The 21,874-nt window shown below is 24.7% G+C and carries 16 protein-coding genes and 4 tRNA genes; all 20 read right to left on the minus strand.

The annotated features are described in order from the left end of the window. Window positions 1-134: 134 nt before the first annotated feature. On the minus strand, window positions 135-4,301 hold the full coding sequence (gene rpoC, locus ACTCUI_RS01250; RefSeq protein ID WP_463431010.1) for a DNA-directed RNA polymerase subunit beta': 4,167 nt from the start codon (window positions 4,299-4,301) through the stop codon (window positions 135-137). A gap of 16 nt (window positions 4,302-4,317) precedes the next feature. Further along, window positions 4,318-8,052 carry a DNA-directed RNA polymerase subunit beta gene (gene rpoB / locus ACTCUI_RS01255; RefSeq protein WP_463431012.1) on the minus strand — a complete coding sequence of 1,245 codons (3,735 nt, stop codon included), beginning with the start codon at window positions 8,050-8,052 and terminating at the stop codon, window positions 4,318-4,320. 139 nt (window positions 8,053-8,191) lie between these two features. Further along, window positions 8,192-8,572, minus strand: coding sequence for a 50S ribosomal protein L7/L12 (rplL, locus tag ACTCUI_RS01260; RefSeq protein ID WP_463431014.1), 381 nt, complete (start codon window positions 8,570-8,572; stop codon window positions 8,192-8,194). Between the two features lie 73 nt (window positions 8,573-8,645). Beyond that, the gene (rplJ, locus tag ACTCUI_RS01265) at window positions 8,646-9,140 is read right to left on the minus strand and encodes a 50S ribosomal protein L10 (protein ID WP_463431016.1); all 495 of its coding nucleotides are present in this window, start codon (window positions 9,138-9,140) and stop codon (window positions 8,646-8,648) included. A gap of 32 nt (window positions 9,141-9,172) precedes the next feature. Beyond that, on the minus strand, window positions 9,173-9,859 hold the full coding sequence (gene rplA, locus ACTCUI_RS01270; RefSeq protein WP_463431017.1) for a 50S ribosomal protein L1: 687 nt from the start codon (window positions 9,857-9,859) through the stop codon (window positions 9,173-9,175). A 53-nt stretch (window positions 9,860-9,912) separates the two neighbouring features. Continuing rightward, a complete protein-coding gene (rplK, locus tag ACTCUI_RS01275; RefSeq protein WP_463431018.1) occupies window positions 9,913-10,338 on the minus strand; it encodes a 50S ribosomal protein L11 in 426 nt (141 codons plus the stop codon). A gap of 167 nt (window positions 10,339-10,505) precedes the next feature. Continuing rightward, entirely contained in the window at window positions 10,506-11,120 is a 615-nt protein-coding gene (gene nusG, locus ACTCUI_RS01280; protein ID WP_463431019.1) for a transcription termination/antitermination protein NusG, read from the minus strand. A 45-nt stretch (window positions 11,121-11,165) separates the two neighbouring features. Continuing rightward, window positions 11,166-11,561 carry a hypothetical protein gene (locus ACTCUI_RS01285; RefSeq protein WP_463431021.1) on the minus strand — a complete coding sequence of 132 codons (396 nt, stop codon included), beginning with the start codon at window positions 11,559-11,561 and terminating at the stop codon, window positions 11,166-11,168. A 23-nt stretch (window positions 11,562-11,584) separates the two neighbouring features. Beyond that, window positions 11,585-11,728 carry a 50S ribosomal protein L33 gene (gene rpmG, locus ACTCUI_RS01290; protein WP_463431023.1) on the minus strand — a complete coding sequence of 48 codons (144 nt, stop codon included), beginning with the start codon at window positions 11,726-11,728 and terminating at the stop codon, window positions 11,585-11,587. 93 nt (window positions 11,729-11,821) lie between these two features. Next, a complete protein-coding gene (gene rlmB, locus ACTCUI_RS01295; RefSeq protein WP_463431025.1) occupies window positions 11,822-12,538 on the minus strand; it encodes a 23S rRNA (guanosine(2251)-2'-O)-methyltransferase RlmB in 717 nt (238 codons plus the stop codon). Between the two features lie 70 nt (window positions 12,539-12,608). After that, window positions 12,609-14,921, minus strand: a complete 2,313-nt coding sequence (locus ACTCUI_RS01300; protein ID WP_463431027.1) for an HAD-IC family P-type ATPase — start codon at window positions 14,919-14,921, stop codon at window positions 12,609-12,611. Between the two features lie 51 nt (window positions 14,922-14,972). After that, entirely contained in the window at window positions 14,973-16,289 is a 1,317-nt protein-coding gene (cysS, locus tag ACTCUI_RS01305) for a cysteine--tRNA ligase (protein WP_463431029.1), read from the minus strand. A gap of 35 nt (window positions 16,290-16,324) precedes the next feature. Continuing rightward, window positions 16,325-17,665: a glutamate--tRNA ligase gene (gltX, locus tag ACTCUI_RS01310; RefSeq protein ID WP_463431043.1), complete on the minus strand. Its 1,341-nt coding sequence runs from the start codon at window positions 17,663-17,665 to the stop codon at window positions 16,325-16,327. 113 nt (window positions 17,666-17,778) lie between these two features. Then, on the minus strand, window positions 17,779-18,171 hold the full coding sequence (gene rpsI / locus ACTCUI_RS01315; protein ID WP_463431031.1) for a 30S ribosomal protein S9: 393 nt from the start codon (window positions 18,169-18,171) through the stop codon (window positions 17,779-17,781). 7 nt (window positions 18,172-18,178) lie between these two features. Continuing rightward, window positions 18,179-18,652, minus strand: coding sequence for a 50S ribosomal protein L13 (gene rplM, locus ACTCUI_RS01320; protein ID WP_463431033.1), 474 nt, complete (start codon window positions 18,650-18,652; stop codon window positions 18,179-18,181). 273 nt (window positions 18,653-18,925) lie between these two features. Next, a tRNA-Gly gene (locus ACTCUI_RS01325) sits at window positions 18,926-19,000 on the minus strand. A gap of 15 nt (window positions 19,001-19,015) precedes the next feature. Then, window positions 19,016-19,092 (minus strand) — tRNA-Pro (locus ACTCUI_RS01330). A gap of 21 nt (window positions 19,093-19,113) precedes the next feature. Then, a tRNA-Arg gene (locus ACTCUI_RS01335) sits at window positions 19,114-19,190 on the minus strand. A 38-nt stretch (window positions 19,191-19,228) separates the two neighbouring features. Continuing rightward, window positions 19,229-19,304: transfer RNA gene (locus tag ACTCUI_RS01340), tRNA-Glu, on the minus strand. Window positions 19,305-19,583: 279 nt separating this feature from the next. Further along, window positions 19,584-21,713, minus strand: a complete 2,130-nt coding sequence (locus ACTCUI_RS01345; RefSeq protein ID WP_463431035.1) for a polyribonucleotide nucleotidyltransferase — start codon at window positions 21,711-21,713, stop codon at window positions 19,584-19,586. Between the last annotated feature and the right edge of the window lie 161 nt (window positions 21,714-21,874).

A 21,874-nucleotide genomic window follows, 5' to 3' on the forward strand; every position in this document is an offset into this window, starting at 1 on the left:
TATTAAAAATTATTTTAATATGTAAATTTAAACGAATTATAATAGCGTAATCTTATACACATAATTATAACTTTTTTTATAACAAAAAACAATAAAATTATATTTTTTAAAACAATATTAAATATAATATTGTTTTAATCTAAATTATTTTCTTTCTTATCAGATAAAGGATATTGAAAATTAGTAGATTCTAAAATACCTGTACCAGCAGGAATTAATCCACCTACAATAACATTTTCTTTTAAACCATATAAATAATCTGATTGACCTTTAATAGCAGCGTCAATTAAAATTTTAGTAGTTTCTTGGAAAGAAGCAGCAGAAAGAAAAGAATCGCTTTTTAAAGAAGATCTAGTAATACCTAATAAAATCGGTCTTCCTACAGCTAATTTTTTATTTTGTTTCAACATTTCAAGATTAACTTGTTTAAATTGTTTAAGAGTAACTTCTGTGCCTGTTAAAAAATCAGTATCTCCTTCATAAATAATTAAAATTTGTTTAAACATTTGACGAATAATAATTTCTATATGTTTATCGCTAATAGTTACACTTTGAGATTGATATACTTTTTGAACTTCTTCTAAAATATATTTTTGTGTTTCTTCTACATTAGAAACTCTTAATAATTCTCTCAAATCGATAGAACCTGTTGTTAATTTTTGTCCAGTATAAACGCGCATATTTTTTTGTATTAAAATTTCTGAATTTGAATAAACATCATAAATACATTTTTTATCTTTATCGTGTTCAGGAGAAACAATAATTTGCGAAAAATAAGAATCTATATTTTTAATATCTTCTACAATACCATCATATTCGCTAATAACTGCTTTACCTTTAGGTTTTCTAGCTTCAAATAATTCTTGGATTCTTGGTAAACCTTGAGTGATATCAGAAACTGCTAAAACTCCACCTGTGTGAAAAGTTCTCATTGTCAATTGTGTACCGGGTTCACCAATAGATTGAGCTGCTATTACCCCAACAGCTTCACCTATTTCAACATTTTTATTATTAGCTAAATTCAAACCATAACACTTACCACAAATACCATGTTCTGAGTTGCAAGTTAAAGCGCTTCTGATTTTGACTTTTTCTATTTTTAATGAAATAACTTTTTCAACAATTTCTTTATCAATCATTTCATTCTTTTTAAGAATAACTTGTCCTGTTTGAGGATCTAAAATATCTTCAGCAGCAAAACGACTAAAAATACGTTGTCCTAAAGAAATAATTTCTTTATCATCTCTTTTAATCGATTGAATAACAAATCCTTTATCACTTCCACAATCTTCTTGAGTAATAATATTATCTTGAGCTACATCAACCAATCTACGAGTTAAATAACCTGATTCAGCTGTTTTTAAAGCAGTATCGGTAGAAACCTTACGAGCTCCATGAGTAGAAATGAAAAATTCAGATACCGTCAATCCTTCTTTAAAAGAATTTTTGACAGGGATTTCTAAAATTTCTCCTCTAGGGCTATTCATTAACCCTCTCATCCCTGATAATTGAGAGAAATTAGAAGTATTACCGCGAGCACCGCTATCACTTATCATAAATAAATTATTATCTTTATCAAATTCTTTCATTAAACCTTCTTGGATTGTATCACGAACAGTTTTCCATTCTTGAATAACTAAATTTTTCTTTTCAGAAAGAGTCAAAAAACCATTATCATAAAATTTTTCTATTTCTATTATTTTATTTTCAACAATATCTAATAATTTTTCTTTTTGAGAATATACATTAATATCGCTATGAGAAATAGTAATACCAGCGATAGTAGAATATTTGAAACCTAAATCTTTAATATCATCTAACATCTTAGATGTCTCTGTAATATTGCTTTTTTTAAAAACACGATCTATAATCATAGAAACAAATCTTTTTTTGAAAGGTTCAATATCTAATGATTCAGATAAAATTTTTTCAGGATTCACTCCTTTAGGAACAAAATAACAATCCGGAGTTCTAACTTCTAAATTAAAAAGTGTTGGTTCTTGAATATAAAGAAAATCAGAAGGTAATATATTATTAAAAATTAATTTTCCTAAAGTAGTTACCAAATATTTCTCTTTTTGTTCCTTAGTAAAAGAAGAATTAATATTACTTGTTTGAATTAAAATTTTTGTATGAAGATGGATTTCTTTATTATAAAAAGCTAATTCTGCTTCTTTCAAATCAGAAAATATTTTTCCTTGATTACGGTGTTTATATCTATGTTCCTGAGTTTTAATATTACCATTAAAGCCGCCTATAATACGATCTTTTTTTTCTTCAATAGTTAAATAATAATTACCTAAAACCATATCTTGAGAAGGAGATAAAACCGGATTGCCATTTTTAGGATCTAAAATATTATTAGAAACTAACATTAATAAACGAGCTTCAGCTTGGGCTTCTAAAGAAAGAGGTAAATAAACAGCCATTTGATCGCCATCAAAATCAGCATTAAAAGCTGGAGTTACCAAAGGATGTAATTTAATAGCTTTACCATCAATCAATTTAGGTTCGAAAGCTTGAATCCCTAAACGATGCAAAGTAGGAGCTCTATTTAATAAAACAGGATGTTCTTTAACAACTTCTTCTAAAACTTCAAAAACATATTCATTCATCTTATCATATAAAGTAGTAGCGCTTCTTCTATCGATCCCTTTAACTTCTTGTAATTTATTTAAAATAAAAGGTTTAAATAAAATAACAGCCATTATTCTTGGAATTCCACATTGATGAATCTTTAATTCAGGCCCTACAATAATAACTGATCTTCCCGAATAATCAACTCTTTTGCCTAAAAGATTCTGACGGAAACGCCCTTGTTTACCTCTTAACATTTCTGATAAAGATTTTAATGTTTTATTTTTTTCTATATTAGAAGTATTTTTTTTATTAACTTTAACATTATCAAATAAAACATCTACAGCTTCTTGTAACATTCTTTTTTCATTATTAATAATCAATTTAGGAGCTTTTTGTTGTTTGTGTTTTTTTAAACGATTATTACGATTTAAAATTCTTCTATATAAATCGTTTATATCAGTAGTAGCGAAACGTCCTCCATCTAAAGGAACAATAGGTCTTAAATCAGCAGGTAAAACAGGTAAAACATCCATAACCATCCATTCAGGTTTATTATCAGATTTGTTAAAAGATATAAGAATCTCTAATCTTTTAATAATATTATCTCGTTTTTGTTTTGAAACATATTTTAAAAGTTTTTTTAGTTCCGCTATTTTAGCATTTAAATCTAATTCTTCTAGCAATTTTTTTATAGCTTTAGCTCCTGTGTAAGCCAAAAAATTAATACTATTTTTAGAATGTTCTTCATATTGCATTCCTGAAATGATTTGTTTTTTTTCTAAATCAGTATTACCTGGGGAAATAACAATATAAGAAGCATAATAAACTATTTCTAATAATTCTTTAGCTTTGATACCTAAAAGAATAGCTAATCTACTAGGAGAGCTGTTTAAATACCAAGTATGAACCACAGGAGAAGCTAATTTAATATGTCCCATTCTTTCACGACGTACTTTTTGTTCTGTTATTTCAACTCCACATTTAGGACAAACTTTAGAGGACATTGATAATTGTTTTTTTAAACAAGCACATTGAAAATCTTTGGACGGACCAAAAATCCTTGGACAAAAAAAACCTCCCATTTCTGGTTTTGCAGTACGATAATTAATAGTTTCATAATTAACAATTTCCCCATAAGACCATTTTTCAATCTCATTAGGAGAAGCTAAACGAATTTTAAAATATTCATATTCACGATTACCATATTTTTTATCAAAAGACGACTGTTCATTATTTTTTTGATTCAGTGAATTCTTTTTTGGATTCAATGAATTATTTGTTGGTCCCAATGAATCATTTTTTTTTGTTTCAGAATTAAACTGATTTATTTCTTCTAAATAATCTTGTTTTATTTTAAAATTATGTTCATATAAAATAAAAAAATCTTTAATATTTGGCCAATAAGAAGAGTCTTCATTTTTAAATAAATAATATATAAATTGAGGATCAGCTTCTAATAAATCTCGACATGTTTTAATTTTATTTTTATATAAAATTAAAATAATATTTTCCGTTAAATTTAAATTTTCTAAATTTTCAGGTAAACAATTATCTTTTAAAATAGGAATAATATCTAAAAAACAATCTTTATTTAACAAAGATTTTAAATCTTTTAAAGTATAAGAATTAAAATCTTTTAAAAAATTAATTCCAATAGATTTTAATGTTTTCAAAGTGACTTGTTTAACATTAAACTCTTCAATTTTAATATTTAAATCCATGATTTATTGATGATGTTCACTCCTTATTATTATTAACCAAAGAATAATGAACTTTATTCTCTTTAGTATCAGATTTTATAAGTTCCACATGTAAACCTAAAGCTTGTAATTCTTTAGAAAATACTCTAAAACTTTCAGGAATAGAAGGTTTAGGTAAAGGTAATCCATTAACTATAGCATTATAAGTTTTATTACGGCCTATAATATCATCACTTTTTACAGTTAATAATTCTTGTAAAGTATGAGCTGCTCCATAACCATATAAACTCCATACTTCCATTTCACCAGTTCTTTGACCACCTGGACCACTGCTTCCTTGACCGCGGGTAGCTTGATTTGTAATCAAAGTATAAGGTCCTACATTTCGAGCATGCAATTTATCATCTACCATATGAGATAATTTAATCATATACAATATACCTACAGAAATAGGATTATCATAAGGTTCACCAGTTTTGCCATCATATAAAGTCATTTTTCCATCTAAAGGTAAATTAGCTTCCTTCATGATATCTTTTAAATCTTCATTATCAACACCATCAAAAACTGGAGTAGCTATTTTAATACCTATTTTTTTTGCAGCTAAACCTAAATGCATTTCTAAAATTTGACCAATATTCATTCTACTAGGAACACCTAATGGATTTAACATAATATCGACAGTTGTGCCATCCGACATATAAGGTAAATCTTCTTTAGGTAAAATACGGGAAATTACACCCTTATTACCATGACGACCTACTATTTTATCGCCTTCTTTTATTTTTCTTTTAACAGCAACATAAACTCTAACACTTTGATTTACTCCTGGCGCAGATAAAATATCACCATTATCAACAGATAAATATTCAACACTTTGAACAACTCCTGTTTCACCAAAAGGCATTCTTAAAGAAGCGTCCTTGTAATCACGAGCTTTTTCTCCAATAATAGTATGAATTAATTTTTCATAAGGTGAAAGTTCATAAACTCCTTGAGGAATAATTTTTCCTACTAAAATATCGCCGCCTTTAACTTCTGATCCTGGAATAATAATTCCTCTATGATCTAAATTTTTTATAAAATCAGCGCTTACATTAGGAACTTCACGAGTAATTTCTTCTCTGCCAGAACCTTTTTTTAATTCTCTTGCCAAAATTTCATATTTATTGATATGAATAGATGTGAAGACATCATTTTGTACTAATTCTTCAGACATAATGATAGCATCTTCATAATTATAGCCATCCCAAGTCATAAAAGCTACAGTTATATTTTTTCCTAAAGCTAATTCTCCTTTATCAGTTGCAGGGCCATCAGCTATAATATCACCTTTTCGAACATATTCCCCTTTTTGAACAATAGGTTTATGTAATATTACAGTATTTTGATTAGATTTAGCAAAATTAATTAATTTATAAACTTTAGGTTTTTGATCATCTTTTGCATCAATAATAATTTGTTGAGAATCAACATAAGAAACATGACCATCTTCTTGAGCTAAAATTAAACATCCGGAATCTTTTACTACTCTATGTTCTACGCCTGTACCTACAATAGGTGATTCTGTAATAAGCAAAGGTAAAGCTTGTCTTTGCATATTAGTTCCCATTAAAGCTCTAGAAGCATCATTATGTTCTAAAAAAGGAATAGTAGAAGTCGCTACCGAAACTATTTGTTTAGGAGAAACATCTATATAATCTATTTTCTCAACATCATACAATCCTGTTTCCCCGTTTTTTCTGGCAATAATTTTATTTTTTTGAAAAACATTTTCTTCATCTAAAAACGAATCCGCTGATGCAATTATCTTATCTTCTTCTTGGATAGAAGTTAAATATTCAAATTCTTTAGATACTTTATGACAACCATTTTCATGAATAACTTTAAAAAAAGGAGTTTTAATAAAACCATATTGGTCTACCTGAGCATAAGTAGATAAAGAAGATATCAAACCAATAGAAGGGCCTTCAGGAGTTTCAATAGAACATAATCTACCATAATAGGAATTATGAACGTCTCTTACTTCAACTCCAGCACGATCACGATCAATACCACCAACACCTAAAGCAGAAATTCTTCTTTTTTGAGTTAATTCAGCTAAAGGATTTATTTGATCCATAAAATGTGATAATCTAGAACTTCCAAAAAAACTTTTAATAACCATAGTAAAAGAAGAAAAATTAACTAAACCGCTAATAGGAGTATCAAATTTACTAATAGTCATTCTATCTTTAATATTTTTTTCAGATCTAGTTAAACCAATACGGAATTGATTTTTTAACAATTCTCCAACTAATCTTAATCTTCTATTGCCTAAATAATCAATATCATCTTTTTGGCCTAAATTCTCATATAAATTTAAATAATAACTAATACTAGCTATAATATCAGATAAAAAAATATTTTTACCTTTTTCATCTTGATTATTACCGATTACTTTAATAAAACGTTTGTTATCATTATCATCTAAAATATAAACTACTAAAACTTCATTTAAAACATTTTTATTTAAATTTGAATTTGAAGATTCATATAAATTATTATTTTCTAGAAAAAAATCTATTACATCTTCTTCTAAATTTTCTCTATTGTTTTGTAAAATTTCTATAACTTTATCATCCAATAAAGTATCTACTTCTACTAAAATTTCTCCTGTTAAAATATCGCAAATATTTTCTTTTATATATATTTTTTTATCAGAATCATTTTTTTTATAAGTAAAATAGTTATTTTCTTTATTATTGATTTCATTTTCTAAATTCATTTTAGAACTAATTAATTCTTTTCTAAAATGTTGCCTTTTGTTTTTTAATTCTTTTAAAATATCTTTTGTTAATAAAGTTCCTTTAGAAAATAAAATTTCGCCTGTTTCGATATCCTTTAAATCATAAGCTAAAAAAGTGTTTTCTACTCTGTTTAAAACATCTAATTTTTTATTTAATTTATATCTACCTACAGAAGATAAATCATATTTTTTACGATCGAATAATCTTTTGCTAATAAATTCACGAGCAGATTTAGCAGAAGCTTTTTCTCCTTGATTTAATTTAGAATAAAGTTCTATAATAGCATTGTCAACACTATAATCATCATTTTTATTAAAACTTAATTCTAATAATTTATTTTTGCCAAAAACTTCTTCAATTTCTTCTTTACTATTAAAACCTAAAACTTGAATAAATTTAGTTAAAGGAATCTTTTTAGAGCGATCTAATTTAGCATATAAAATATCTTTATTACTTTGTTCATATTCGATCCAAGCTCCTCTAGTAGGAATAATTTGCGCTTCATAACGAACTTTATTAGATTTAGTATCAAATTTTTCTGTAAAATAAGTGCCTGAAGAACGTATAATCTGAGAAATAACTACTCTTTCGGTTCCGTTAATTATAAAAGTTCCTGAAGGTGTCATTAAAGGTAATTCTGTCATCAAAACACGACTTTTTCTGACTTCTCCAGAAGCAACATTTTCTAATCTTACATCTGCAAATAATTCAGAACAATAACTAAAATCTCTTTTTTTAGCCTCTTTAATATCTAATTTAGGTTTTTGTAAAAAAAAATCGTCAAAATATAATTTTAAATTACCATTATAACTTTGTATAGGTGAAATATCATCTAAAGATTCTCGAATCCCTTTCTTTAAAAATAACTCAAAAGAATCTATTTGAGTTTTGATCAAATTAGGTAAATCAAAATCATAATTCATTTTTGAATAAGTACGACGTACTGATTTAGTGCCGTATTTTATATCACGATATTTTGTCATTTTTTTTGAAACTCCACAACCATATAATAAATTTATTTTTTTAAGAACAAAAAAATTAAAAAACAAGAAAATAAAAACCTAAGAAAAATTATATCTTAGGTTTCGAATCAAAAAAAACAAATAGTTAAGTTTGAAAAAATTATTCTAATTCAACTGTAGCGCCTAATTCTTCTAATTTTTTCTTTATAATTTCAGCTTCTTCTTTATCAATATCTTTTTTTATAACAGCGTTTGGTGTTTCTGCTAATTTTTTAGATTCAATTATCGTTAAATTAGTAATCTGACGAATTTCTTTTATAATCGGCACTATGCTTTTTCCTAAAGATTTAAGAATAACTGTAAATTTATTGTCTTCTGCTTTATCATTAACAGCTTCATTATTTCCTACAGCAGCAGAAGAAACAAAGCTAGAAGGATCAACGCCGAACTCTTCTTTTATACCATCTACTAATTCTTTAATCTCTAATAAAGTCATGCCTTTTAAAGCTTCTATAAAAGCTTCTTTAGTTAATTTAGCCATTTTTTTAAAATCTCTCTATTCATTAAATTTTCAAATACAATAATAATTCAATATATTCAAATATAATAAATTATTATTGTTCTTTATTTGCTATCATATTTAAACCAATTGCTAATTCTTTTAACATAGACATCATACCTGAAGATAACATTGATAATAAATGTTCTTTCGACGGTAAAGTTGCTAATTCAGCAATACTTTCGTAAGAAATTATTTTATCATCCATAAAACCTTTAATAATTTTTAAAAATTTATTTGTTTTAGCAAAATTAAATAATACCTTAATAGATTCAAGAGAATCTTTGGGACTCAACAATAAAGCTTTAGAATATTTAGATAAATCAACTAATTCATTATAATTCATTGATTCAAAGGTTCTTTTTAAAATATTATTAGGACATACTTTAATCATACTATTAATTTTATTTAATTCAACACGTAATTCGGTCAAATCACTTACTTTGATTCCTTGATATTCAAATAAAAAAAAACAACCAAAATTTTTAATATCTTGAATTAATAAATCTACACATTCTCTTTTTTTATTAATAATAGCTAGATTTGTCATAACAATAATAATCCTTATTATTTTCTTTATTTTTAAATAGACGCAAAGTCAACTTTGATGCCTGGGGCCATTGTCGTAGAAATAGTTATCGATTTAATAAAATTACTTTTAGATGTTTTAGGTTTAACAGACATTAAATGTTCATACAAAAACTTAAAATTTTCTAATAATTGTTTTTCTTCGAAAGATGCTTTACCTAAAACAGTATGTAAGTTACCATTTTTATCTAATCTATATTCTATTCTACCTTTTTTAATATCTTGAATTAATTGAAAAACATTATTTGTTACAGTGCCTAATTTTAAATTCGGCATCAAACGACGAGGTCCTAAAATGATTCCTAGTTTAGAAACCGAAGGCATCATTTCTGGAGTAGATATTAAAACATCAAAGTCTAACCAATTTTTTGAAATACGATCAATTAAATCCTGATCTCCAACATAATCAGCTCCTGCTTTTTCTGCTTCTTTGGCTTGAAGACCTTTAGCTAATACAGCAACTTTTAATTTTTTTCCACTTCCATGCGGCAAAATTAAAGCACCTTTTAAATTTTGATCTACCTTTTTAGGATCTAATTTCAAAGATAAATTGCATTCTACAGTAGCATCAAATTTAGTAATTTGTGTTTTTTTTATTAAATTCATAGCTTCATCGATTGAATAAAATTTATTAAAATCTATCAATTTACTAATATCTAAATATTTTTTACTTCTTTTCATAATCCAAATATTTTTATTACAAAATATTAATTCTTTCTATAAAATTAAAAATATCATTCAACTATTTCAATACCCATACTAGAAGCAGTTCCTTTTATTATTTTACAGGCTTGCTCTAAATTATAAGAATTTAAATCAGAAGACTTATTTTTAGCAATTTCTTCAATTTGTTTATATGTTAAAGTAGCTACTTTATCTTTATTAGAATTAGATGATCCTTTTTGGATATTAGCAGCTTTCTTTAAAAGATCGCTAGCAGGAGATGTTTTCACAGAAAAACTAAAAGTTCTATCATCATAAACCAAAATTTCAACAGGAATTATGAAACCCAACTTATCTTTAGTAGCTTCATTAAATTGAGAACAAAACAAAGGTATATTAACCTGTGCTTGCCCTAAAGCTGGTCCTACTGGAGGAGCTGGGTTAGCTTTACCAGCGGCAATTTGTAATTTAATAGTTTTTACAATATTTTTAGCCATTTTAATAATTTAAAACCTCATTTAGCAACTTATTAAAATTATTTTATTTATTATTTTAATAAACAAATCAGAAATTCATTTGAAAAAAGAAAATACAAAAAAATAATTCTTTCAAATTATAACATATTTATATAAATTAATATAATAAAAAAATAATATTTTTAAAATTATAAAATTTCTTTAAAAGAAGAAAGTGATATTTCAATAGGAGTATTTCTTCCGAATAAATCAATCTCTACTATCATACTATTTTTAGCACTATCTATTTGAACAACTGTCCCTTTTTTACCTACGAAAGAACCCTGAGTAATCTCTACTTTTTTATTTATTAAATGATTATAAGTTGGTTTAGTTATGATTCCTATTTTGATTAAAATAGGTTTTATTTCTTTTTCTGATAAAGGCATTGGTTTAGCATTAGTTTTTTTAGTAGAACCTAAAAAATTAGTAACTTTTTGTAAATTACGTACTATAAACCATGAATAATCAGTCATAATCATTTTAATAAAAACATAACCAGAAAACATTTTTCTTTCTTTTTTTTGCTTTATACCATCGGCCTTAACTTTAAAATATTTTTCTTTTGGACAAATAACTTCAAAAATTAAATTAGAAAGACGGGAATTACTGTTAACAAGTTTTAATAAATCTTCTCTAACAGAGTTTTCATAGCCTGAATAAGTTTGTATTATATACCATTTAGCTTCTTCATTATTTTGTGTTATATCTTTGCTAATATTTTCTTTAGACTTTATAGGATTTATTTTATCTTTATTTTTCATTTAATACCTTATTATAATATTTACTGTTAAATTTATTTATTTTTTTCAATATTTTATCAAAGGATCTATTGAATTATAAAATGATTGAAACAAATAAATAATAAAAACTAAAAAAATAGTAAAAAAAACAACCTTTATTATTTGTAATATCATTTCATGAATAGGAGGCCAAAAGATCAAATCAATATCTTTGAAGCTTGTTTTTAAAAAAGGAAAAACACTAATTAAAAAAACAATAAAAAAAATAATAAAAAAAACTAAAAATACATTTTTATTTTTTATATAATTGCTAAAAATTTCTGTTTTATAAAAAGTAACAGAAAAACCCATTAAAAAAATAGATAAAATAAAACAAAAAATATTTATAAAACCATATTTTTCTTTAATAATATCCAATAAAGGGCTAATCATTGTTTGTTCTTCTTTTTGTTTTAAAACCATGAATATTCATCTTTCTTATTATTTTATCTTGATTCTTCATGTAAAATATGATTTTTACATTGAGGACAATATTTTTTTAATTTTAACCTATTATTACGTTTGCTTATATTAATATGATAATTACGACTTAAACAATTATCACAAATTAAAATATTTTTTTTCACCATATCACCCAAACAATTATCTTTTTTGTGAAAACAATAATAAATCAATATGACGTTTCAACATATTATAACATAAAAAATTTTAAAATGAAAAAGTTAAATTTTATTTTGAAATTTATAAATTATCAAAGCAGCCGCAACACTTACATTTAAAGAATTAATACGTCCATGCATAGGTATTTGAAATAAAAAATCACATTTATTCTTTAATAAAGGGCGAATACCTTTGCCTTCGTTGCCTAAAATAACAGCAAGAGAACGATTAGTATCTACTTCTTCCATAGTTAAACAAGATGTAGGATCAGTGCCAATAACAATAATATTTTCTTTTTGTAAATCTATAATAGTTTTATGTAAATTATTTACTAAAAAAATATTAACATATTCTAGAGCGCCACTAGATGCTTTAGCTACTGTTCCGTTCAAAAGAACCTGATGTTTTTTAGATACAATAACACCATCAAATTTCATAGTTTCAATAGTACGTAAAATAGCGCCAAAATTATGAGGATCATGAATTTCATCTAAAATTAAAAGTTTTTGAAATTTATAAGAATGTAAAGAACGAGATTTCAAAAAAAATGATAAATCTTGATATTCATAATCTTGAACTTTAGCCACTACTCCTTGATGATCAAAACTTTTAGATTTTTCATTTAATTGATGTTTATCTAAGAATTTATATTCAATATTATTTTGATTCAAAAAATTTAAAAAAAATCTATCTTGCATTTTGCTATTTATATACAATTCATAAATAGGTCTTTTATTAATTACAACTTCTTTAATTACATTTTTGCCATAAACTATCATTTTATAAAACTTTCTTTAAAATCAAAATTTTTAAATTAATATGATTATCATATAATAAAAAAAACATAATTTATTTCATTAAATAAATCAAATCACTTATATTTTTCTCATAAATTAATAAATAAACAGAAAGAAAAGATAAAAAAACTAAAACAACTAATATTTTTTTCCATTTATTAAAGGGTCTAGAAATTAATATTAAAAGATAAAAAAATACGAAAGAGCTAAAAATATTTAATAAAATCGAAATATTATGTAATTTAATATCATTATAAAAAAATAATAACAAAACATAAAACAAAGTCATCAAAATAGAATAAGGCAAAGCTTTGCTTAAAACACTTCTAAAAAATGATTTAGTTATTTTTTTATTATTCATTTCCAAAGCTAAAAAGAAAGAAGGAATCCCAATAAAAAAAGTATCTATTAGATTAAATTGCAAAGGTTGCAAAGGAAATGGTATTCTAGGGCCATTTTTCCAATGAATAAAATTAAAAAATATAGTAACAAATGCTAATAAAAAAGATAAAATCGTTTTAGTTAAAAATAAAATAGAAATTTTTTGCAAATTATTAACGACTCTTCTGCCTTCCATAACTACTTGAACTAAAGAACTAAATTGTGAATCAAGTAAAATTAAATTAGCAGTGTTTTTGCTTGCTTCATTACCTGAAGCCATAGCAATCGAAACATCTGATTCTTTGAAGGCTGAAATATCATTAACACCATCGCCTATCATTGCTACTTTATTATTTTGTTTTTTTAAATTATTGATAATAATTTTTTTTTGTTGAGGATTAGCCCTACCAAATACATTATACTTTGAAGATATTTGATTTAATTCTTCTAAATTTAAATCCATCAAACTAATTGATTGTTCTGAAGAATCAATGATATTTAATCTCTGAGCAATATGAGCTATTGTTTTCGGATTATCTCCTGAAATAATTTTTATATTAATACCATTTTGGATAAAATAATTAATAGTATTTAAAGCATCTTCCTTGATTTGTTCTTCTAAAGAGATAAGAGATATGATTTTATATTCAGTATCATTATTAATATCATCTAATGGGGTATCAGTTTGGGCAAAAAGCAAAACTCTATAACCTAAATTTACTAACTTTTGAAAATCTTCTTGAATTTGATGAAATTGTTTTTTTAAAATAAATTCAGGAGCTCCCAACACAAATGTTCCTGATTTTTCTATTTCTACTGCGCTATATTTAGTAATACTAGAAAAAGGTTGTTTTTTTAAAATTTGATAACTTATTTTTTTTTTACTTAAGATCTCAGGAGAACAAAATTTTTGATATAAAGCTTTTTGAGTAGGATTATTGATAGGAAAAACATTAATAATATCAAAAATTAAATTTTCTGAAAATAAATCAACATCTGAATATTTTAAAACATTTTTTACTTCCATATTACCACTAGTAATAGTACCTGTTTTATCTAAACATAAAATATCTATTTGAGCTAACATTTCGATACCGAAAAGTTCTTTAATATAAACATTTTTTTTAGCTAATTTAATAAAACTAACAAATAAAGTAGTACTGGTCAAAAGAAACAAACCAAATGGCACCATTGATAAAATAAAGCCGCATAATCCTAAAATAAACTTTTCGTCTGTAAATTTAATCGGTTGAGGAACGCAATATAAAATAAAAGCCATAGGAGTTAATAAAAAAAACAAAGACAAAATGAACGAAGATAAACTTCTTATTAATGGTGTTTCAATTTTTTTATATTTTTTCGCTTCTTGTGTTAATTTAGCAATATAAGTTTGAGCACCAACAAATATAACTTCGGCGCAAGCATTACCACTAACAACATAACTGCCTGAATATAAAATATCTCCTTCTTTTTTTAAAATTAAATTAGATTCACCTGTTAAAATAGATTCATCAACCTCTATAATACCTTTTTTTATTTTTGCATCAGCCACTATTTGAGAACCTAATTCTAAAAAAAGAATATCTTCGGTAACAACATCATCCATTAATATTTGAGTTATAAGACCGTTTCTAATAACACAAGTATAATTAGGTTTTAATAGAGAAATTTTATCTAAAGTTATTTTTGCTTTAATTTCTTGAAAAATATTAATACAAATATTTAATATATTAATGAATAAAAAAAATAATTGTTCATAATGTTTAACATAAAGAATAAAACAAGTAACTACCAATAATAAAAAATTAAAAAAAGTAAAAATATTAGTAAAAAGTATATCTAAAATACTTTTATTAATATTCGATACAAATAAATTATTTTGTTTATTTTTTATTTTTTTTTCAACTTCTTCTGAAGTTAAACCTTTCAAATCAAAAGCAAAATTATTTTTTTTCATTTCAGAATTTGATTTTTTTGTGATCATACGAAAATATATACCATCTTATTTATTTTATTTTATTAATTTATAATTTTTTTAAATCAACATTTCTTTTTTTAAAATTTTCCTTAAATTATCTGCTTGAACAAAATCTTTTTTCTCTTTTGTTTCTAACCATAAATAATAAAGTTTAATTTTTTCTTCAGTGATTTCTTTTAAAAAGATATTAATGCTTAAATTATGAAATAAAAAAATCAATGTATTTTGTAATATCAATAAAGAATTTAAATCAAAAGTTTTATTTATTTTTTTTAATAATTCTTCTATTAAAGTTAAAACATTGGGAGTGTTAAAATCATTTGACATTAAAAAATGAAATTTTTGAATATAAAAATAATCAATTTCTTGATTATGAGTTTTATTTAAAAAAAACTGAAAATTATTTTTATTTAGAGTATAAATAATTTTATCATATTTTAACTGGATTTCTTCTATTATTGTTTGATTGTAGTTAATAGGTTGTGAATAATGGTAAGATAAAAAAAACATTTTAATAATATTAGGATTAAAACGTTTTAACAAATCTTTTGCTAAAACAACGTTTCTTAAAGATTTACTCATCTTATTATTTTTATAACTAACATAACCTATATGCATAAAATAATTAGATAATTTTTTTTTATCCGTTGCCCAAAATTGAGCCTGTTCATTTGTATGATGAGGAAATTTTAAATCAATTCCTCCACCATGAATATCTATAGTATTTTTGAAAATACTTCGAATCATAACAACACATTCAGTATGCCATCCTGGCCTACCAGGAAACCAGGGACTTGAGTATTTAACTCCAATATTAGTTTTTTTCCATAAAATAAAATCTTCTGTATTTTCTTTTTGAGCATCTAATTGTTTTCTGGCATTTTTTTTTAACTTTATTAAATCTTGATTACTCATTTCTCCATATTGAGTAATTAATCTCGATTTAAAATAAATCCCTTCATCTGTAAAATAAGTATATCCTTTATCCATTAACTCTTGTATATATAATATGATATCAGAGATATAATTTGTAACTAAAGGATGCTTATCAATTGTTTTAATTTCTAATTTTAATAATAATTCAAAGAAATAATTAATATATTTTTGAGATATTTGTGCTTCTGTTTTTTTCAAATCTATAGCTTTTTGAATTATTTTATCATCAATATCAGTAATATTAACTACTAAACAAACTTCTAATCCTAAATTAGATAAATATTTTTTGACAAGATCAAAAAAAATTAAAGATCTTATATTACCTATATGTAAATGATCATATACTGTAGGACCACAAACATAAATATTAATTTTTTTTTGTTTCGAAAAACAAAAATTTTCTTTTTGATCAATTAAAGAATTATAAATTTTCAACATAAAACCCTTTACACTCTAAGATATATAAAAAAAAATTAATTATCCGATAATATATTTAATACTTTTTGAATATTTTTTGAAATTTTTTGTTTTCCTAATAATTCTAAATAATTTAATAAATGAGGGCCGTTTAATCTTCCGGTGCAAGATATTCTAATAGTAAGAAAAAGTTGTTTTCCTTTTAAATCAGATAATTGACTAAAATTTTGAATAAATTTTTCAATATCAGATAACTGAAAATCTTCTAATTTCAAAAATAAGTCTTTTAAAATTTTAATGGATGAACTAATTTTATTATCTTTCAAAAAGGAAATTATTTGGTCATCTATTTCTTTTTCTTTTATAAAAAAATCTAAATATAAATCTACTATTTCTCGAATATAATTTATTCTATCCCTAAATAAAAGAACTATTTTAGTTAAATAACCGTATTCTAAAAAAATTTTTTCTCTTTCGAAAAAAATTTGACTTTTTTCTACTAATTTTAATAAAGGTGTTTGTTTTAAATATTGATTATTAATAAAAGATAATTTTTGATCATCAAAAACAGCAGGAGCTTTCACAAATCTTTTTTCATTAAATAAAACAACAATTTCTTTTTTAGAAAAAATAGTTTTATCGCTATTAGGAGCGAAACCTAATAGAAATAAAAAATTAAATAAAGCATCAGGTAAATATCCTGCATCAATATATTTTTTAATAAACGGAAATATATCTGAATCTCTTTTGCTTAATTTTTTTTTATTTTTATTTAAAATCAAAGACATATGACAGAAAATAGGGACATCCCAACCAAAAGCTTTATAAATCATCATTTGTTTAGGAGTGTTAGTAATATGCTCTTCTCCTCTTAAAATATGAGATATCTTCATTAAATGATCATCGATAGCAACAGCATAATTATAAGTAGGAAAATTATTTTCTTTCATTATAATCCAATCTTCTATTTGACTGCTATCAAAACGCAATTTACCTCTTATTAAATCATCAAATTCATATAAATGATTTGATGGTACTTTAAAACGAACTACAAATTTATCATTATTATTTTGATATTCTTTATAGGCAAGTTTTTTATCTAATAAAATTTGAGTATACTTTTGATAAATCATTAATCTTTCTGATTGTTTATAAGGACCAAAAGAACCCTGACAATCAGGGCCTTCATCCCAAACAATACCTAACCATTTTAATTGTTCTAATTGAGAAATTTCACTATTAGAAACATTACGCTTTAAATCAGTATCTTCGATTCTAATAATAAATTTACCTTTATGGGTTTTAGCAAATAAATAATTAAATAAAGCAGTCCTAGCATTACCAATATGTAAAAAACCAGTAGGACTCGGAGCATAACGTACTCTTATATTTTGCATATTCATCCAATCCTTAAATTTAAAGAAGCAATATTATTCAAAAAAAACAATAAAAGAGTCTTTTACAAAGATAAAAGACTCTTTTTAAATTTATTTCAACAATATAAATAAAATTAACGTTTTGAAAATTGAGGAGCACGACGAGCTTTTTTTAAACCATATTTTTTTCGCTCTACACAACGAGAATCTCTTGTTAATAAACTAGCTTTCTTTAAAATAATTCTTAAACTTGGTTCTACTTCTAATAAAGATCGAGATATACCAAGTCTAATAGCTCCCGCTTGAGATGTTGTTCCGCCGCCATAAACATTAGCGATAACATCATATTTGTCTAAAGTTTTAGTTAACTTTAAAGGCATAATAGTTTCAAGACGAACTTCTTTAGAAGAAATATAATCCATAAATTCTCTTTCATTTATTTTAATATTGCCAGATCCTGGCACCAAAATTACTCTCGCAACCGAACTTTTACGTCTTCCTAAACCAAAATACTGATTTTTATTCATTGTAACATTACACCTCTAAAATTGTTGGTTTTTGTGATTCATGTCTATGATTTTCATTAGAATACACAAATAATTTTTTACGCATTTGATTACCTAATTTAGTATGAGGCAACATACCTAAAATAGCTTTTTCAACAACACGAGTAGGAAACTTTTGCATCATTTCTGAAGCAGTTCTTTTAGATAAACCACCAGGATAACCTGAATGTCTATAATAAAATTTTTTTTGCCATTTTTGACCTGTTAATTTAATTTTCGAAGCATTAATAACAGCAACATAATCTCCATTATCAATATTAGGAGTAAAATGAGTTTTAAATTTACCTTTCAAAATACTAGCAATTTTAGTAGCGCATCTACCTAAAATTTTTCCCTCGACATCAATTAAATACCATTTTTTTATTACTTGTTCTTTGTTGACAGAAAAAGTTTTATTATTATCAGATTTTAATTTTTCTTTTTTATTAATAATGTCAACCATACTTAAAATACACAACACTTTCTACTTAATAACAAGTTTATTTTTTTAAATTTTAATTAAATAAATAATTAAATAAATCTCATTTAATTATATAAAAATAATATCTAAATATCAACATCAAATTATCAATATTCAAAGAAAATATAATTCAAATAAAAAATTTAATATTTATTATTTGAATTATATTTTTTTATACTCAAATGATAACCATGAAATAAAACAATTCACCAATTATTAATTTTTTTAATTAAATATATTAAATAAATATAAATATGGAGCGGATGATGGGAATCGAACCCACATCTTTAGCTTGGAAGGCTAAGGTAATGACCATTATACAACATCCGCTTATATTTTTTATAATGGTCGGGAAGACAGGATTTGAACCCGCGACCTCCTGGTCCCAAACCAGGCGCTATACCAAGCTAAGCTACTTCCCGATTTCAATAATTAAACAAAAATGGCACACCCAAGAGGACTCGAACCCCTAACCTTCTGATCCGTAGTCAGATGCTCTATCCAATTAAGCTATGGGTGTTTTTTTAATTAAAACACTATTTTAAGAATATTTATTTTTGGTGACCCGTACGGGATTCGAACCCGTGAATGCATGCGTGAAAGGCATGTGAGTTAACCGTTTCTCCAACGGGCCTCTAAATTTATTATAATTAAATACTTTATATAATGCAAAAAAATATAAAACTAAAAAACAATATAGCATAACCACGCATAAATAATTTTAACATAATTTAAACATAAAACAAAAATAATAAACAAAAAAATCAAATAAATTATTTGAAAAAAATAATTTTTATATTCAATATTATATAATATTGAATATTAATTAAAATTTAAAAAATAATTAATTTATTAAATAAATAAATTAATTATTTTTAATTAAATATAAAAACTTTAATTTATAAAATTATATCTAAACTTTATAATCTTTCAAAGATAAAAAAATTTTACCTTTGTTATCGATATCAATACATTTAACAAATACTTTATTACCGATATTCAAAACATCTTGAACGTGTTCTGTTCTCGTATTAGCCAATTGACTAACATGAATAAATCCTTCAACACCTGGAAAAAGCTCTACTATTGCGCCAAATGATTGACCTTGTTTATTACTTAAAATCTTTAAAACAGTTACTTGATAAACTTCTCCTACCTTGATATCTTTAACTAAATTTAAAATATAATCAGCCACATTATTAACAATATCAATATTATGATGAGTAATAAATATTTTTCCATTTTGTTTAATATCTATTTGAACATTATCATATTGTTCGATAATACGAGAAATAATTTTGCCGCCTGTTCCTATAATATCTCTTATTTTATCCGCTTGAATATTAATAACTTTAACTTTAGGAGCGTAAACCGAAACTTCTTTTTTATTTTCAGTAATAACTAAATTCATCTTTTCCAAAATTTCTAGTCTACCGATTCGTGCTCTATTTAATAATTCTTTCAAAATATCAAAATTAATATTTTTAATTTTAATATCCATTTGTAAAGCAGTAATTCCTTTTTTAGTGCCCGCTACTTTTAAATCCATATCCCCTTCATGATCTTCTAAACCTTGAATATCACTTAAAATAACATATTCTTCGCCATCATAAAACAACCCCATAGCTACTCCAGCTATAAGTTCTTTTAATGGTACCCCGGCATCCATTAATGCCATTGAAGCCGCACAAATAGTAGCTTGAGACGAAGAACCGTTAGATTCTAAAATTTCTGAAACCACTCTAATAGAATAAGGAAATTCTTCTTCTGAAGGCAAAAGATGAAACAATGCTTTTTCAGCTAAAATACCATGACCTATTTCTCTTCTGGATGGTGCTATATATCTACCTATTTCGCCAACAGAAAAAGGAGGAAAATTATAATGCAAAATAAAACGCTTTTCTTCTTCTTCTGTTAAATCATCAATCATTTTACTTTCTCTTAAAGTTCCTAAAGTAACAACTGATAAACTTTGTGTTTTACCTCTTGTAAAAAGAGCTGATCCATGAGCTCTAGGTAATAAAGATATTTTGCTTTGGATCGGTCTTATTTCATCTAATCTTCTTCCATCAATTCTTTTTTTATCTTTAATAATCATTTTTCTAAATTTTTTATTAAATAAATCATTAAAAATATTTTCTACTTGAACCAAAGTTTGTTGATCGCCAGACAAAATACATTCATCATTTTGATATTCTGTTAAAATTTGTTCTTTTAATTGATCAATATCAATCTTAAATAATTTTTCATCTTGTTTTTGTTGAAAACTTTTGCTTAAAATATATTCTATTTGATTAGAATATTTACTCTTTATACTATCGTATAATTCTTTGTTAAAATCTAATTTTTCAATATTTTTTTTCTGTGGATTGATCTTATCCATAATTTCATCTTGAAAAATACAAAGTTTCTTAATTATCTCGTGTCCATAAATCATAGCTTCTAATAAAACTTCTTCAAGTGTTTCTTTGGCAAAAGCTTCGATCATATTTAAACTTTCTTTAGTTCCTGATAAAGTTAATAAAAAATCAGATTTATCTCTTTGAACTAAATTAGGATTAACAATAAATTTATTATCTATTCTGCCTATACAAACTGCTGAAACAGATTCTATAAAAGGAATATCTGATATAAGTAAAGATAAAGAACTTGTTAAAATAGCAAAAATCTCGTTATAACAATCATAATCACTACTTAAAATAGTATTTACTATCTGAATTTCTTTTTTAAAATTTTTAGGAAATAAAGGTCTTAAAGTTCTATCAATCAAACGAGAATTTAAAATCTCACGATCAGAAGGTCTTCCTTCTCTTTTAGTAAAGCTACCAGGTATTTTCCCTACGGCATAAAGTTTTTCTTGATAAACAACTGTTAAAGGGAAATAAGGCAAAATAGTGTCTTTTTGACTAGATACTGATACAGTTAAAATAACGCTATCTTTATAATGAAGTAATACTGAACCATTTGCTTGTGTAGCCAAACTATTGATTTCAACAGTTAATAGATTATTTTCAAAAATAGTTTCAAATATTTGCAAAGCCATTAAACTTTTTACCTTTTTCTAAAAAATTAAAAACTACTTTTAAAAATAAAATTCATTTTTAAAAAAAATTTTTTATATTTTTATTATCTGGCGCCTATACTAGGGTTCGAACCTAGGACCCTCTGATTAACAGTCAGATGCTCTACCAACTGAGCTATATA

The organism is Brinjal little leaf phytoplasma (assembly GCF_978563805.1).

Bases quoted from the DNA above. Each gene is read 5' to 3' on its own strand.
- rplL (WP_463431014.1), bottom strand. From the start codon at position 8,572: ATGGCTAAATTAACTAAAGAAGCTTTTATAGAAGCTTTAAAAGGCATG.
- rplJ (WP_463431016.1), bottom strand. From the start codon at position 9,140: ATGACAAATCTAGCTATTATTAATAAAAAAAGAGAATGTGTAGATTTA.
- gltX (WP_463431043.1), bottom strand. From the start codon at position 17,665: ATGCAAAATATAAGAGTACGTTATGCTCCGAGTCCTACTGGTTTTTTA.
- ACTCUI_RS01345 (WP_463431035.1), bottom strand. From the start codon at position 21,713: ATGGCTTTGCAAATATTTGAAACTATTTTTGAAAATAATCTATTAACT.
- rpoC (WP_463431010.1), bottom strand. From the start codon at position 4,301: ATGGATTTAAATATTAAAATTGAAGAGTTTAATGTTAAACAAGTCACT.
- rplK (WP_463431018.1), bottom strand. From the start codon at position 10,338: ATGGCTAAAAATATTGTAAAAACTATTAAATTACAAATTGCCGCTGGT.
- rplM (WP_463431033.1), bottom strand. From the start codon at position 18,652: ATGGTTGACATTATTAATAAAAAAGAAAAATTAAAATCTGATAATAAT.
- rplA (WP_463431017.1), bottom strand. From the start codon at position 9,859: ATGAAAAGAAGTAAAAAATATTTAGATATTAGTAAATTGATAGATTTT.
- nusG (WP_463431019.1), bottom strand. From the start codon at position 11,120: ATGAAAAATAAAGATAAAATAAATCCTATAAAGTCTAAAGAAAATATT.
- rpmG (WP_463431023.1), bottom strand. From the start codon at position 11,728: ATGGTGAAAAAAAATATTTTAATTTGTGATAATTGTTTAAGTCGTAAT.
- ACTCUI_RS01285 (WP_463431021.1), bottom strand. From the start codon at position 11,561: ATGGTTTTAAAACAAAAAGAAGAACAAACAATGATTAGCCCTTTATTG.
- rlmB (WP_463431025.1), bottom strand. From the start codon at position 12,538: ATGATAGTTTATGGCAAAAATGTAATTAAAGAAGTTGTAATTAATAAA.
- cysS (WP_463431029.1), bottom strand. From the start codon at position 16,289: ATGTTGAAAATTTATAATTCTTTAATTGATCAAAAAGAAAATTTTTGT.
- rpsI (WP_463431031.1), bottom strand. From the start codon at position 18,171: ATGAATAAAAATCAGTATTTTGGTTTAGGAAGACGTAAAAGTTCGGTT.
- rpoB (WP_463431012.1), bottom strand. From the start codon at position 8,052: ATGACAAAATATCGTGATATAAAATACGGCACTAAATCAGTACGTCGT.
- ACTCUI_RS01300 (WP_463431027.1), bottom strand. From the start codon at position 14,921: ATGATCACAAAAAAATCAAATTCTGAAATGAAAAAAAATAATTTTGCT.